Annotated in this window: 11 protein-coding genes, 1 tRNA gene and 1 pseudogene; 5 read left to right on the top strand and 8 right to left on the bottom strand. The window is 61.0% G+C overall.

All coding sequences use genetic code 11. The features are described 5' to 3' along the window. Positions 1–663: 663 nt before the first annotated feature. The 3 genes from E0E00_RS06495 to E0E00_RS06490 all read right to left on the bottom strand — a co-directional run bounded on the left by E0E00_RS06495 (position 664) and on the right by E0E00_RS06490 (position 3,397). Entirely contained in the window at positions 664–1,416 is a 753-nt protein-coding gene (locus E0E00_RS06495; RefSeq protein WP_256386426.1) for an exonuclease domain-containing protein, read from the bottom strand. A gap of 9 nt (positions 1,417–1,425) precedes the next feature. Beyond that, positions 1,426–1,602 (bottom strand): hypothetical protein, encoded by a 177-nt coding sequence (locus tag E0E00_RS14340; RefSeq protein WP_165443587.1) that lies wholly within the window; start codon positions 1,600–1,602, stop codon positions 1,426–1,428. Between the two features lie 433 nt (positions 1,603–2,035). After that, entirely contained in the window at positions 2,036–3,397 is a 1,362-nt protein-coding gene (locus tag E0E00_RS06490; RefSeq protein ID WP_130811745.1) for an ATP-binding protein, read from the bottom strand. A 374-nt stretch (positions 3,398–3,771) separates the two neighbouring features. Here E0E00_RS06490 and E0E00_RS14960 point away from each other — a divergent pair. The 3 genes and pseudogenes from E0E00_RS14960 to E0E00_RS15350 all read left to right on the top strand — a co-directional run bounded on the left by E0E00_RS14960 (position 3,772) and on the right by E0E00_RS15350 (position 5,988). Continuing rightward, positions 3,772–4,890: pseudogene (locus tag E0E00_RS14960) on the top strand (DUF6429 family protein). Between the two features lie 511 nt (positions 4,891–5,401). Then, positions 5,402–5,668, top strand: coding sequence for a type II toxin-antitoxin system prevent-host-death family antitoxin (locus E0E00_RS06475; RefSeq protein WP_130811742.1), 267 nt, complete (start codon positions 5,402–5,404; stop codon positions 5,666–5,668). Between the two features lie 14 nt (positions 5,669–5,682). Then, positions 5,683–5,988 (top strand): type II toxin-antitoxin system RelE/ParE family toxin, encoded by a 306-nt coding sequence (locus E0E00_RS15350; protein WP_130812622.1) that lies wholly within the window; start codon positions 5,683–5,685, stop codon positions 5,986–5,988. Positions 5,989–6,103: 115 nt separating this feature from the next. Here the strand turns inward: E0E00_RS15350 and E0E00_RS06465 are convergent, their stop codons facing one another. Both E0E00_RS06465 and E0E00_RS06460 read right to left on the bottom strand, forming a co-directional pair. After that, positions 6,104–6,481, bottom strand: a complete 378-nt coding sequence (locus E0E00_RS06465) for a hypothetical protein (protein ID WP_207302685.1) — start codon at positions 6,479–6,481, stop codon at positions 6,104–6,106. A gap of 35 nt (positions 6,482–6,516) precedes the next feature. Continuing rightward, positions 6,517–7,680 (bottom strand): ATP-binding protein, encoded by a 1,164-nt coding sequence (locus tag E0E00_RS06460; RefSeq protein WP_130811741.1) that lies wholly within the window; start codon positions 7,678–7,680, stop codon positions 6,517–6,519. Between the two features lie 565 nt (positions 7,681–8,245). Here E0E00_RS06460 and E0E00_RS06455 point away from each other — a divergent pair. Further along, positions 8,246–9,310 carry an ATP-binding protein gene (locus E0E00_RS06455; protein WP_207302684.1) on the top strand — a complete coding sequence of 355 codons (1,065 nt, stop codon included), beginning with the start codon at positions 8,246–8,248 and terminating at the stop codon, positions 9,308–9,310. Between the two features lie 872 nt (positions 9,311–10,182). Here E0E00_RS06455 and E0E00_RS06450 read toward each other — a convergent pair. Together E0E00_RS06450 and E0E00_RS06445 are read right to left on the bottom strand one after the other, a co-directional pair. Next, positions 10,183–11,631 carry a zinc-ribbon domain-containing protein gene (locus E0E00_RS06450; protein ID WP_165443585.1) on the bottom strand — a complete coding sequence of 483 codons (1,449 nt, stop codon included), beginning with the start codon at positions 11,629–11,631 and terminating at the stop codon, positions 10,183–10,185. Between the two features lie 573 nt (positions 11,632–12,204). Next, positions 12,205–12,280 (bottom strand) — tRNA-Thr (locus tag E0E00_RS06445). Between the two features lie 203 nt (positions 12,281–12,483). On the opposite strand from E0E00_RS06445, the gene E0E00_RS06440 reads away from it, so the two are divergent. Next, entirely contained in the window at positions 12,484–13,293 is an 810-nt protein-coding gene (locus tag E0E00_RS06440; RefSeq protein WP_130811739.1) for a spermidine synthase, read from the top strand. Positions 13,294–13,346: 53 nt separating this feature from the next. Here E0E00_RS06440 and E0E00_RS06435 read toward each other — a convergent pair whose 3' ends face one another. Further along, positions 13,347–14,537: a purine-nucleoside phosphorylase gene (locus E0E00_RS06435; RefSeq protein WP_130811738.1), complete on the bottom strand. Its 1,191-nt coding sequence runs from the start codon at positions 14,535–14,537 to the stop codon at positions 13,347–13,349. Positions 14,538–14,627: the final 90 nt, after the last annotated feature.

The raw sequence follows: 14,627 nt of genomic DNA, 5'->3' as shown, positions 1-14,627 counted from the left end.
TTCGCCTGAGGCCTCTTTCGGGAGGCCTCGCTGTTTTTCAGGATACTCATTACAACGCACCTCAACATCACTCGCGGGCATCTATCTCCGCAAGCGGCTGAGATAGGCGGGCACTACCAAGTTGTGCTAGGGACCAAGTGGCGGGAGAAGGACTCGCGCTGATTGCCCGTACACAAACCCTACTCTTGCGACGCTAGATAGCAGTCGAGCGCGTCACGTCAGACCTCGGAGGTCTCGACGCCACCGGTTGCGGGCGATGGCCTCAACGCGCTGCGCGTCATGTGCATCATAGATGACCGTCGAGCGCTTCTTCCCCACCGCATCGAGGTGGGAGCTGGTGAAGACCTCCCCCGCCCCCGCTCGGATAATCACCACTCTCGTAGGGCGCTGCCACCACATCGAGTTCGTCGTCGGAAATGTCGTGCTTCCTCATGTACTAGGAGACGTCCGTGCCTGTCACCTCTCCAATCCAAGCTCACGGAGCGTCCTACTCCCCGGCGGGGTCATGCCATGAAAGACAGCCGTGCTCCTATCCAACCCTCCGGTGCGTCTCAATTGGATTGGCGAGAAAGAAGAAGCTCCTATTCACAGACATGGTGCCCTGTTTGCGAGCACCCCACTCGGTGTCTGGAACCCGCGCTCTATGTAACCGCTTCGGCCAGATTAACCATTAAGCAACTCAAGGAAAGTGTTCTCCGAGATAATCTGTATCGGTAGTCCCTTGAGCTGGTTTTGCTGGGCTTTCTTTATCTTGCCGGAAGTCGTCTTCATTGCGTCACGAAAACCATCGTTACCGATGACAAGATAGTCAGTGTCCTTCTTGACGCCATCCTCAGGAATTCCTCCCACATTAGCAAGCGCCTGCATGGCATCGCGCCTCACCATTTTCGTCATCTTGCCAGTGAAAGCGCAGTGCATCCTGTAGAGCGGATTGCCCTCGTCAGCATCACATTCTGCAGAGATTTCACTCGCCTTCAGCGAATTCGACGAACCACCATGAGTGAACGACTTACGATAGCTCTCCTCGCTACCATAGCGCTCGAGCACCATTTCACGCATGGAGCCATAGCACGTGACCATTACCACGACATCACTGAGCGCACGGTGCTCGTGATCGTTCACGACGCCAAGTTCCCCACAGAGGTCTGGCAGTCTACGGTGCTGAAGCTCTGGGAATGCTCTTCTTGCAACACGCAAGGTATCCACGTAATCGTTGATGAGCGGACGCCCCAACACGCGCTCATACGCCGCATACAGGAAGTTCATGTCGAAAGGTGCGTTGTGTGCCATGAGCACTGAGTCGCCTGCAAAGTCAGAGAACTCTCTGATGACTCTGTCAATACCCGGCGCACTCTGGAGCATCTCGTCGGTAATACCCGTGAGGTAGGTAATGAAGGGATCGAGCGGGTAGTCGATGTGAATAAGCTAGTCAAATGTGTCTACAATCTCCCCATCGACCACACGCGTGGCACCAATCTCGATGAGAGCACAGAAATCGAAGTCGAGGCCAGTGGTCTCGGTATCAACCGCCACGTATGAAGTGGGGAGTGCATATAGGTTATTTCCCCCCTCGGGCCTACGGTTGCTCTTTGTCTTCGTCATCGGTAACCTCGCTCTCTCGTTCATCGGTATTGAAATGCATATCGAATATAGTACGCATCGGAGGCCGAGCTCGCGCTCTCGCTCTCCGCCGCTACGGAGCATGTTGTTCAAAATTGAGTCACGAACAGGGGTACGGCCCACATTACTTGGGTGGCCCGCGATATGCCCGCATGACGAGTAGAGGCTTCAACTGAGTGACTTCAACTCGCTTGGTAGTCGACTTTTCTCAATGTCTCCCCTCCCGCAAGCTACCGAATCTCGTTATCCCCGCGACAAGCAGCCCCCCAGCCCTCCCGGGTGTCGGCCGAAGCCTTCCACCGCCATTGCCTACAGACTACAACGCGCGTGAGGCCATTGGGCTTCTCGCCAGCCGCTCACCGTGGCTACCAGCAAGCAACTCGCGCCCAAACTTGCCCCAACGACCCCCGTACCGTCAACGCAAGAGCCACTCCCACGCCGGCACCACATGAACCGTTCCCCGCGAAACGCGAATGTCACGACGCTCGTCCATCGTCACGACCCAGGCCTCGTCGCAGGAGAACCTCTCCATGCCCACCTCCAGCGCGCGCAGCTCGCGACTTCTCGTCTGCTCGTTGGAGAGGCTCGTGCAGACCTGGTAGAGACGGACGCCCTCCCCCAGCAGCACGTCGCCCACGACGAAGTCGATCTCGTGGCGCCTGGAACCGTCGGCAAGCAGGGCACGGCTGAGCGAGCCGCTTCGCAGGAACCCGCAGCGTCGCCTGAGCGCGTCGTACACGCTCGTCTCGAGGCGCTGGCCCAGGTCCTCCGTGGTCGCCGGCGAGAAGGCCGCCTCGAGTCCCGGGTCCACGGCGTACACCTTCATCGCGCTCCTGCCGTTTGCGGAAAGTGACCTACTGAGCTCCTTGAGCCCGAAAACAAGGTAGGATTCCTCGTAATAGCCAAGAAGCGCGGAGAGGCTTTCCCGGGCCACCCCAAGCCCCATGCTTCTCATCTGGCTCGCGACCCTGTTGATTGAGAGCTCGCGCCCGGAGGAGGCGATGCACCTGCGCGCAAAGGCCTGGGCGGCGCGGGCGTTTCCCAGGCCCTCGCGCTCGATGATGTCGAGTGCGACGGTCTGACCCACGTAGCCCTGCAGGAGCTGGAACGCATCTGGCTTTGTGAGCGCCAGCGTCGCGGGAAAGCCCCCACGCACGAGATAGTCGTCGAGGGCATTCCTGAGCCGGGCCTTCTCCGCAGAGGTATAGGCGTCCGGGTCCCTTGGCGTCTCGTCCCAACGGGACGTCACCCTGCAGTACTCTGCAAAGCTCAGCGGGAAGAGCTCCCGCGTGATGGAGCGTCCCCTGAACCCGCTGGGCAGCTCGGAGGAGAGCATGCGCGAGGACGATCCCGTCACATAGATAGTCGCGGCTCTCGTGTCGACAAGGCGCCGAACGAAGGCCCCCCATCCCGGAATCTCCTGTATCTCGTCGAAGAAGAGATAGCAGCCTTCGGTCGCAGAGGGAAACAGCGCCTCGTAGGTCGTGATCACGTCACCGAGAAGACCATCGTCGGGAGGCATGAGCCGCTCGTCGTCGAAGTTGAAGTAGAGAATCCTCCGGCGCTCGACCCCGCTGTCGAGAAGCGACCTCATCTCCTGGTAGAGGCGATACGTCTTTCCGCAGCGCCTAACGCCGGCCACCATGTTCACGATGTTGCCGCGGGCTGGAACCTGTGGCGTGCCAAGGGCCAGTTCCCGTGAGAAGAGGTCTGGGACCTCGGACCGCATGCCCTCGGTGACCTTCTCGAGTACGGTCGCGTGCTGCCCGTCGTTCATTGCCCATTCACCATCCTTGCAGTCTCATACTTCATGATTATGATGATACTTGTCGTCTGATACTGCAAGATTGTTTTCGTGGGGTCAATTTCGGCTCGCACGGAGGAGGGCCGAGTCACTCCGGCCGCGCCGGCCGCGCACGCGTGCCGGCCCACGGGCGACGGCATAGGGATAGCCGCGACAGTTCTAGGGTGAGCTGACACCAGGCGCGAATTACGCACGGCTGGGTTTAAGGTTTGTGGGGACCTGGACTTTTGCTCGGTTGATTCTCAGCCGTGCGTAATTCGGCGGCAGGGAGGACAGCACAGGCGACCATTCGGTGGACGGCGCAGGCTGCCTCCCGGGGAACAGCGCGGGCGACCGTTCGGTGGACGATGCAGGTGGCCCTACGGGGACAGCGCAGTCGCCCCGCGCCACCCGTACTTCTCGCCACCCACACCCTCCAGTCCCATCCGCTACCATGGACCCAGACATCCGCCTCAAGACTCCCAGGGGGTCACATGGACGAGAAAGAACTGATGCACGACCTCACACTCATGCTCCTGTACCTTGACTCCTGGAAGGAGAAGGGCCCGAGCGGCCCGGTAGCAAGGTCGTGGAACAGGTATGACAGCAACGTCCTCAAGGCCCTGCAGAACGAGGGGCTCATTGGCCCGGCACAGAAGGCGAAGCCCATAAGCCTCACGCCAGACGGTGAGGACATGGCCAGCATGCTGGTCAAGGTGTACGGAACGGTCGTCGGCGAGTTCCAGAACATGCTCGACGACCAGCTCAAGAACGCAGGCCCCATCACCAACGAGCCGGCGTTTCGCTTCCGCGTCACTCTCCAGCTCGATGGGCAAACGTGCTGGCGAGAGATCGTGGTGCCGCAGAACTTCACGTTTGCCGACCTCCACGAGGTCATCCAGGCAGCGTTTCTCTGGTGGGACTACCACATGTACGACTTCCAGCTCACGAGCAGGCGCGAGAAGCTCATGATCATCGACCCGGACGCTGGCGGGATCGACGGCATGTTTGCGCCCGGCACCGACGGCCGCAAGCCGATCGACGCAACGAAGACGCATCTCTTTGACGTCTTTCCCCGCACGAGGACGGCAACGTACACCTATGACTACGGCGACTGGTGGGTCCACAAGATTCGCCTCGTCGAGACCATCGCGAACTTCGAGGGCTAGATGCCCGTCTGCACGGCAGGCGACGGCGACGCTCCCCCGGAGGACGTGGGCAGTACCTGCGGGTTCGCGGACTTTCTCCGCATCCTTGCCGATCCGAAGGACCCCGAGCACGACGAGACGGTCGCGTGGGCGAAGTCGCTGGGGTTCGAGCACTTCGACCTGAAGCGCATCAACGAGCGCATTCACAAGTGGCTCACGGGCGAGATATACGACGAGTGGGACAGGCTGCATCCTGACGAGCTGCAGCTCGGCGGCGCAACGGGCGTCGCGGGAGCCAAGGGCGGCGCGGGTTCCTCGCCGTTCAAGCTGGTTCCGTAGCGCGACAGACACGAGGCTTGCGACCTCTCGCGCCTCGCCCCAGGACAATAAGACGAGCTTGGGCGTCGGCCGCGACCGCAGGGATATTGGTGGAGGCCGCTGGGCAGGCAGCGGGAAGCGGGCCGAACTGAGGGCGGCACTCGCGGGGCGGCACCGCGAGTCGACTGTTTGGCTAGATCGCGGGCCTTCCCACTCTTCCGCAGGAAGCGATGGGAAGGCCCGTTGCGCCGAAACCGCCTTCGTTACATCTTTTTTCGCTCTCGTGCGCCGAAGTGGCCTTCGTTACATTGGTTTTGGGGCGGTGGTCAAGTATCGGGATGCATATCTTGTGTCATTCCATTTACATGACACCATATGTGGCATGTGGACATGCCCATCTACTCGAGAGCACCCGAAAACCCAATGTAACGAAGGCGAGTTCGGCGCAACGGGCCCAGGAAAACATGTAACGAAGGTGGTTTCGATGCATGATGGCATCATCATCCCACGATTATGTGATTGGAGGTAAGCAATGCAGATGATTCCCGTCAAAGAGCTCAAGGACACCGCAAAGGTTTCGAGGCTCTGCCACGAGACTGGCGAGCCCGTCCATGTCACGAAAAACGGATGCCCAGACATGGTCATCATGAGCACTGAGACGCATGAAAGCCTTGCCAAGGCGGCAGAGACGGGAAGAATCGTCTCGCTCGTACAGGAAGGAATCAGCGCAGTCGAACGCGGAGAGTGCCAGGATGCATTTGGAGCAGTTGCCGCACTCAGGAGCAAGTATGGCCTTTAACGTGCAGGTAACAGATCCTGCGGAACCGAGACCTTGACGAGGCAGTCTCCTATCTCGTACGCGAACTCAGCGCGCCAAGCGCTGCGAGGTCGCTGCTTGATGCCTATGAGGACAAGCTCCAACTAATAGCTGACAATCCGTTGTTGTTTGACTTCGACCTCGAAGTCAGTGAAGCAGTAGGCAAGAAAATCAGGAAATGCCAGGTGAAGCACTACGGGACCTACTACCTGGTGGACGAGAAGGCAAACCTGGCCCAGGTCGTCGCATTCATTCACGGTCTCCGGGACTCGCTGACGATCCGTAGAGGTCGTCAGCAATAGCGAAATCGCGCGCCCTCGCTGCCGAGAAATTATTGCGCGCCAGGCTTTGTGGGGCCCCTCCAGTCCGCTTCTCACGACTTGCAGAGAAAGAACCCCAGAGCCGAAAAGGCCTCGCTCAAGCCGCGGGCGGCGTGAGCGGGGCTTCTCGGACAGATCTTGCGGGACCTCTCGGCCATTGGCGTAGGGCGAGCTGCTGAGAAATCCTGAGCACTGCCTTGATGATCTTCCCGTCATGGGAGTCCTGCAGCGCCTGGTCGATGTCGGCGAAGTCGTAGAAACTCAGCAGGCGGTCGACCGGGAACCTGCCCTGCTGGCACCACTTCACCATCTGTGGCACGAAGGTCTTGGGGTTGGACTCCCCCTCGCACGTTCCCTTCATGGTGCGCATGGGGACCATGATGTCTCCGCCCACGTCGAAGTGGTCTATGCAACCGGCAGCGGCAACGGGCAGGAACGTGCCGTGAACCCCGGCGCGGGCCAGGCACGCCTCCACCGCCGTCAGCCAGCATGGCGGCTCTTGTGGCAACCCTACCCCAGCAGCCAATCCCTAGCGCACATGACGCGTGCCGTTGGGGCATCGTGACTTGCAGATTCGCGCGTGATCACGAAGCGCTGATCTCTCGGGATCCCTAAGCTGTCGCCCACTGCGCCAAGGTGCATCGCAAAGCGGTCGCGATACGTCTGTGACGACTTGACCTCTGCCATCCGGGGATTTGAGGCGTCAGCAAGGTCGAGCAGGTCGACCTCCACCTTCGAGTCATCGCGATAGAAGAACAGACGAGGCTCCTTGCCCTCGTTCATACGATGCTTGAGCGTCTCCGCCACAATGAGGTTCTCGAAAACCATGCCCAGGTGTGGGCTTACCAGCAGCTCCTCGAGTGATGCGATGTTCAGCAGGTAGCACAGCAGTCCGGTGTCATAGAAGTAGAGCTTGGGCCTCTTCGTCAGTCGCTTTCCCTCATTTCGGAAATACGGCATGAGCGAGAACGTGATGTAGCTCGACTCGAGTATGTTCAGCCACGCCTTCACCGTGCGCGAGTCAACCCCCGCATCCCTGGCAATCCCAGCGTAGTTTACGAGGTTTCCGGCGTTAAGCGCACAGAGTCCCAGGAACCTGCGGAAGTCCGAGAGGCTCCGAACATCCAGATAGTCGGCAACGTCACGCTGCACATACGTGTCCACGTAGCTCCTGAAGAACACCGTGATGGGAACCTGGGCGTCGTAGAGTCTAGGATAGCCGCCTCGATACATGAATTCGTCGACGCTCGGGGGAACACGTGCGTTAAGCGCCTCCGCAAACGAGAGCGGCAACAGCCTCAGAATCCCCACCCTGCCAGCCAGAGACTGCGTTATCTGCTTTAGGAGCAGGAAGTTCTGCGAACCAGAGAGAACGTACTGGCCGCTGTCTGGGCTCTCGTCAGAGGACACCTGGATCATCGAGAAGAGCTCTGGGGCGTACTGTGCCTCATCGATGATGAGCCGTCGAGGCCGATTGCGAATGAAGCCCACGGGGTCATCAAGTGCCTGCTTCCTCAGGGCATTATCCTCAAGGTTCACATAGGAGTAGTCGGGAAACGTCGTTCTGACGCTGGTCGACTTTCCACTCTGCCTGGGTCCCGTAACCGACACGACTGGAAACCAGGTCGCATACCTCTCCAGCTGTGCCGATATCGTCCGCGGTATGAGTGTCATGTTCCTTGACCCCCTTGAGTGAAATCGCGTACCACAATCATACATTAGGAAAACCCGAGTTATGACATTAGCTATTGCCATATTCATACATTAGCACAGCCAGAACAGCATGCAGTCTGTAGCGACCTGCTAGGCCGTCAGAGAAGAGCGCTATCCGCGGCTCGCAGTCGCCGCGCTTGTTCGCGTCCCTTATGCGCTGGTCGCGGCACCCACAGAAGCGTCGCGGCCAGCCGCGAGAATCGCGAATGCAACACCACATTGATAAACCAGCTTGACAATCTTGCCTACTAATTCTTGAATGTCAAATTAATTAGACATTCACCACTTCTCAGACTACAATGCCAAATTGATGCAAAAAAGACGATAGGACCTCGCCATGACCGCCAGAATTGCCCGCCCCGACTACGAAGAGCGTCTGCTCCCTTATCTCGGCACCGAGGACATCAAGGTGCTGATTGGCGTTCGACGCAGCGGTAAGTCCACGCTTCTGTAGGCACTCGCATCTGCGGCAGCAGATCGCGACGGCAAAGACAACACGATTCTCCCTAGGCTTGATGGCTTCGACATGCCACTCGAGCCGACGGCAGAATGGCTGAAGGAGCAGATACAAGCGTCTCTCGACAAGGCAGACGACAGTCGCATGGTTCACGTGTTCTTGGACGAGGTGCAGGAGGTTCCCTCCTGGGAGAAGGTCGTGCGCCAGCTCCGGACCCGGGAACGAACGGACATCTGGATCACGGGCTCGAACGCATTTGTCCTGTCCTCGGACCTCTCCACGCTGATAGGGGGCCGCTACATCGAGCTCAAGGCGAGCCCCCTGTCGTTCAAGGAGTACCTGTCCTTCTCCCAGGCTCGACATGCCCAGGAGCAAACCGTCGAGACCCCACAGGAGCAATCCGTCGAGGCCCTCTTTGCGCGATACCTCAAATATGGCGGAATGCCCGGCCAGTTCGGCGGACCATTCGGAAGCGACGAATACGTCGAGAACATGTTGATGACCATCTACGAGACAATCATCCTGAACGACGTGGCGACTCACGGCGGAATCTCCGACATCGACCTGCTCGAGAGGCTCGTCAGGTACGTCTTCGTGACGTCGGGGAATCTCTTCTCGACAAGGTCGATAGCCAACTACCTTACCAGCGCAGGGAGGAAGACCAGCGCGAGCACCGTCGACAGCTACCTGCGCACCCTTGAGAGTGCGTTCATCGTCTTCCGATGCGAGCAGGAGGGAATCTCGGGAAAGCAGGTACTGAGGCCGCAGTACAAGCTTTACCCGGTGGACACGGGACTGCGCGGCCTCATGACGGGCTTCTCTCCCCAAGACCTCGGGTTCCAGCTGGAGTGCGTCGTGTTCAATGAACTCGTTCGCAGGGGATACGCGGCGTGCGTCGGCACGCTTCGCTCCGGCGAGGTCGGCTTTGTCGCATCGAAGCGGACGGGCGAGAGGGTCTACGTCCAGGTGATCGAGTCTCTCGCGGACGAGGCAACCTACATGCGCGAGCTTGCGCCGCTCGACCTGATCGGCGACTCGTTCCCGAAGGTCGTCCTGACGCTCGACCGCTACCGCTGCGGCGTCACGACAAACGGTGTGAGGGTGGTCAACCTGCTGGACTGGCTCCTCGGATAGAGAAGCGCCAAGCGGCTGCCCTTCGTGCGGAAGTTTCGGTAGAAGGAGGCGCGACCGACTACCGGTACTTCGTGTGCGAGCACTCGGGACATGGCCTCCAGAATGACAGCGCCGTGTACCAGGAGTGGATGGAGACGGTCGAGGCGTATCTGGCAAAGTACATGCCGGGGGGTTGAGGGGCACGAGGGAGGAGGGCACCCGCGATGCAGGGGACGATGTGGTGCTCGTCCCCTCAAGGGCCAAGGCGGCGAGAGTCGACGCATGTTGGCGCTATAGACAGAAGAGGTGAGCGATCCTCGCCGCGGAGAAAGCCTCGCATGACGGAGAAAAGCTTACGCTGCGAAGAAAACGTCACGCGTGAGGTTTTGGGCGAGCAGAACTCCACGGTTGGATGCAGGGACAGAATCGACAGCCGTTCAACCGCAGCGCGTCTGTGTGGTGGGTGTACCGCAAGATTCCCCTCGGGCAAGGGATTATTACGCGCTCGCTGACAGTAACCTTGATATCTCCCCAGATGAGGTCAGAATATCAAAAACGGACGCGCAATAATTCCATACACCATCCCCGCCTCCGTGGCCCGATATCGCAGATACGCCGGTCGATGCTACTGGTTGGACGCAGGGATGGTATCGGTCCTGCGTCCAGCCAGGCGGATCGAGCTCGCACCCCCAAATAGGACCTCAGCATCCATGTGCGCCATGGCAACATTCTTTCGGTCGACACTGATCCAGCACACGGAAGTGTCCTTGATTGGTACGGAGGGACGGCAGGCGTCCTTCTCGCCCCGCACCCCCGCTGGTCATGCGGTCGTGCTGTCTCCCCGGAGGGAGATGAGAAGGTCAGGGACGGTCGCGAGCATGGGCGAACGAGGGTCAGCCCTGCTCGCCTTCCTCCTTCTCGCAGAACGGGCAGCCGCGACCCTTGTTGATCCTAGTGGCCGTCGTCATGCGCCAGACGTGCTCGGGGTTCTTCGAGCACACCCACTCGGAGATGAAGCCCAGATTGCCGAAGGGCTTCGTGTTCCATGGGCTTATCGGGTTGCTTGGGCTCCACTCCGCCGCGAGCTGCGGATACTTCCAGGCGAGCGACCCCATCACCTTGCCGCAGGCGAGACAGCGGTTGTTCATGCGAAGCTGCCTGGCGTGCACCGTGGCCTCCCACTCGTGACCGCAGGCGATGCAGCGCCACACGATGAAGCGCTTGCTTCCGTCCTCGACGTTGTGCGGGGTCCAGTTACCGCCGTCTCTGGGTCGAACCCACTCGGCCGCGAGCTCTGAATCTGTCGTCGCGAGGTACTCCTTGTCCGGCGACGCCTTGGTTTCGATCCCCCTGCAGACCATCCATCCGTTCGAGAGGTAGCTGTAGAGGGTCTGCGTGGGGTGGTGGCCCTTCGGGCAGCACAGGTGGACGAGCTGGTAGCTGGTCACGGGCAAGGTCCTCAGGTCGTGCGCGTCGTCCCAGGCCGCGAGGAGGTCGGGGAAGTCGACTGCCGTCATGTGGTCGAGGGCCTCCCATTCGACCTCGAACTCCGCACTCCTCTTGGCGGCGCATATCGGGCAACGCGGCGACGAGGCCATTGTGTAGACGGGGGCACGGAAGCGGCAGCCGCACTCCGGGCACTTCCACCAGAAATCCTGGCGGGAGCGGCTGGTGAGGTCGGATGGCACACTCCCGCCGTTCGCGTCCGCGTCCCACCATGCGAGGCACGCGTAGCCCGATCCCACCAGGAACCTCGGCGAAGTGTCCTGGTTCTCGTCGGCCGCCACGGGGGTGGCGTTCCTCTCTACCTTGACGGCCTCGCTGCCGTACGCGACGCCCTTTGACCTCCCACCGCACGAGTAGCCGAACCTCATGTCACCTGGTCTCTTGACGGTCTGCTTTCCGCACGCTCTGCACCTCACGACGAGGAGATCGTCCCCCGGTCGGTCCCCACGAAGGAGGTCAACCAGCTCGTAGCCGTTCTCCGCAGCGAGCTTCCGCGCGTCGGCGAGGCCCATGGCTTGGCTCGGGGTCACCGCGCCCTGGTCGATGAGGTCATCGAGGCTGGCGCCATGGTCGAGCATGTCCTTGATTCCCGCATGTTGCAGAGAACGTGACCGGCCGTACCAGCCCATCCAGAAGCATGCGCGGCAGGTCTTCTCGTATCTCCCGTTGTTGTCGAGGATGTACTTGAGACGATAGTGCGTCTCAATGCCATACCTCTTGCAGCACGTGAAGAGGTACTTGTCCTTGCGGTACTTCCCGCTCGCGGAGTATGGCTGCGCGATTTCGAGCCCCGCGGTGGCGAGGATGTCGTCGAACTCGGAGTTGGTCAGCTTCATGGCAGAACCCTCGCTTTGGCCGATTTGGGTACTATCGGGAAATCCGATCAACGACGGACGTTGTCCGCCATTCAGGCATTCCTCAGGGTGTGCGAAAGGGCAGACGCTAATCCTGCGACAGCCAGCGATTGGGTCCCATGTCCGCTTCACGACTTGGCATCTCGGCGGTCGATGTGAGGACGGGCTGCCACTCGCAACGAGCCCGGTTGGCAACTTTTTACGGTTCGTGGCAGTTTTTCGAGGGTGCATCGAGTATAAACTGGTTTGATATTTGTTGAACTGCAGATCAGAGAATTATGACCTCGACCAGGACATATAAAGATTCTCACGCAAACTGCCACCAACCGCACATTCGTGCCATCCAGGCGGCGAGGGTGCGTGTCGGGCGGCGTTCACTGTGATGGTATGCCGGTTGCCGTTGGCCGCGAGGGCGGGAGTCACCACGGGTAGCGCCATAGGTCGTGCCCGGACGGCTGCCTCGCATTTCCCTATCACGCTCGAAGTGTGGATCTGCCGCAAACAAAAAAGCAAACAGGCCATTGACAGACAATGCCCATGGCCTGCGATGTTAGATGGAGCCAGCAATCAGACTCGAACTGATGACCCCCGCTTTACGAGAGCGGTGCTCTACCAACTGAGCTATGCTGGCCTACGCTTGAGCGCTCAACTACTATACGGGGATGCGCCCTGCTTTGCAAGCGTCGTGGTGGAATTCTCCACGACTCCTCGCGGCAACCGGCCGACGTGGCCGCCCGACGTAGCCGCCCGAACGCCGCCTCGACGCCAAGCTTCAGCAGGACACGACGCCGCTAAGATAGTGGACCTACCAAGGCCGAAACGAGGGAGACGAGAATGGCACGCGACGCACGCAGCTACTTCCCCACCCCCGCCGAGCTTCTCCCCCACGCAGTGCGCACGCAGTCCGGCCTTGCCCTCGTCCGCACGACCCACGTCCACGGCATGTGGCAGCGAATTCTCAGTACGGGCGGCGTCTGGCAGTCCGCGACGCTGCTTGGCCCCTACCACATGGAGCCCCCGTTTGCCTATCATAGGGTCTTTGGCCGCGTTTTTGACCTGGTGCCCAATGCGAGGCGACTTCTCGCCATAGGCGGCGGGGGCTTCGCGTTTCCTAAGCTCGTCGCCAAGAGTCACCCCTCCGCCGTGACCGACGTGGTCGAGATCGACCCTGCCGTCATCGATATAGCGCGCCGATGGTTCTTTCTCGATGAGGCCTGCGAACTGCAGCGACGCGGCGGGGGCGAACTCAACGTGATCTGCGCTGACGGTCGCGAGGTGCTCGGCAACGTCGCACCCTCCTCGTACGACGTGATCGTCCTCGACGCCTTCGTCCGCGACGCTCCCGTGCGCACCCTCGCCACAGTCGAGGCGTTCCGGGCCGTCCACCAGGCGCTTTCCCCGCACGGAGTCCTTCTCGCCAACGTGGTTCCAGACGAGAACGACCCGGGCAACGTCTTTCTGAGGAGCGTGGCCGCGGGACTTGCGGCCACCTTCGCCCACGTGGAGATCACGCTCGTGGTCGACCACCAGAACGTCGGCGAGAACTACATCGTCTTTGCCTCGGATGACACTCTCGACCTCCCAGACGCCATCCCCTTCGACGAGGACTTCCTCGGCGAGCCCCTCCGCGACGACGCGCTGTAGCCGGTGGCCAGGAGCCGCACCGGACCGGGGACCGGCCCCGGCGCGGGCGTCGCCTACAGCATCCGCAGCACGCCACGGACGAGACGCTCGAAGTCCTCGGAGTAGTGCGCGGCGCACTCCAGCACCGACTTGTGGTCCGTGTCGGCAGAGCCCGCCATGTTGGTGGCAAGCGTAAGTCCCAGCACGTTCATATCGAGCGCACGGGCCATGGTGACCTCGTTCACCGTCGACATGCCCGCAAACGACACCCCCAGCGCACGCAGGGCGCCCACCTCGGCCGGCGTCTCAAACGAGGGCCCAAGCATTCCGGCGTAGACGCCGTGCTGCAGCCCAATGCCCGCGTCATCTGCCACGCCCTGGGCAATAGTGCGCAGGTATGGCGAGAAGGCCTCGCTCATGCCCACGAACGGCGTGTCAACATCGCGAAGCTCGTCCCACTCGGCAAGCGGGTTTCTCCCCGTAAGGTTGATCTGGTCGGTGAGAATACCCAGGCCAACCTTGGCGTTGCCCTCAACCGCGCCCGTGGCGCAGGCAAAGATGATGTCACGGCACCCAAGCCGGAACGCGTGGCGCACAAGCGACGTCACCTCCGAGGCGGAGTAGCCCTGGTACAGGTGGATGCGGCCGGGATAGACCACCACCGGGACATCGTCGATGGTGCCAACCGTGGCCTCGAAATCGTGGCCCTTCACGGGACGCGCGGACTCCGGGAAGCCCTCGATCTCGTGATAGCCAATACGACGCACGGGCTTCACGAGCTTGGCCAGATGTCCCAGGCCCGTCCCCAGCACGATGGCAACGGGATGCTCCACCGAAGGCTTGCAGGACTCGACCGTCTCCTCGCTAACCACGCAGATCCCCTCCTCCTCGAGGAGACGGGCAAAGACGCCCTCCCCCTCGGTAAGACTTCCGGTATACGTACCATCGTAGATGAGGTGGACGCCACACGACGGGCTTTTTGCCTTGAGGACGGCAAGCGGTGCCCCTGTCCGGCGAGCAACGCCCAGCATCCTCTCGCTTCCGCGCTGGAACTCCTCGGTCACGTCCGTGCCGTCACGCAGCCACACGCGCCCGTCGCGCTGCTCTGCGGGCGGACGCGGCACGGGCAGCTGCGCTGCCGTCTCGGGGCACACAGGCGTCACCTCGAGCCTCTCGGCAAGGTCGATTACCGCTTGGCACGGCTTCGCGCCACCGTCGTAGCGCACGGGCCTTCCCAGGAGGCAGGCACTCACAATCGCACGCATATGCACCCCTTCCCCGCGGCGCTCTCCGCCGCGCAGCCATACCGCCAGAGAGCTGGCAGCGACCATGAAAAACGGGACGGGGAGCAAGGC

Source organism: Olsenella sp. Marseille-P4559 (assembly GCF_900605015.1).
GTDB lineage: Bacteria > Actinomycetota > Coriobacteriia > Coriobacteriales > Atopobiaceae > Tractidigestivibacter.
This window is presented reverse-complemented; position numbering and strand designations above follow the sequence as displayed.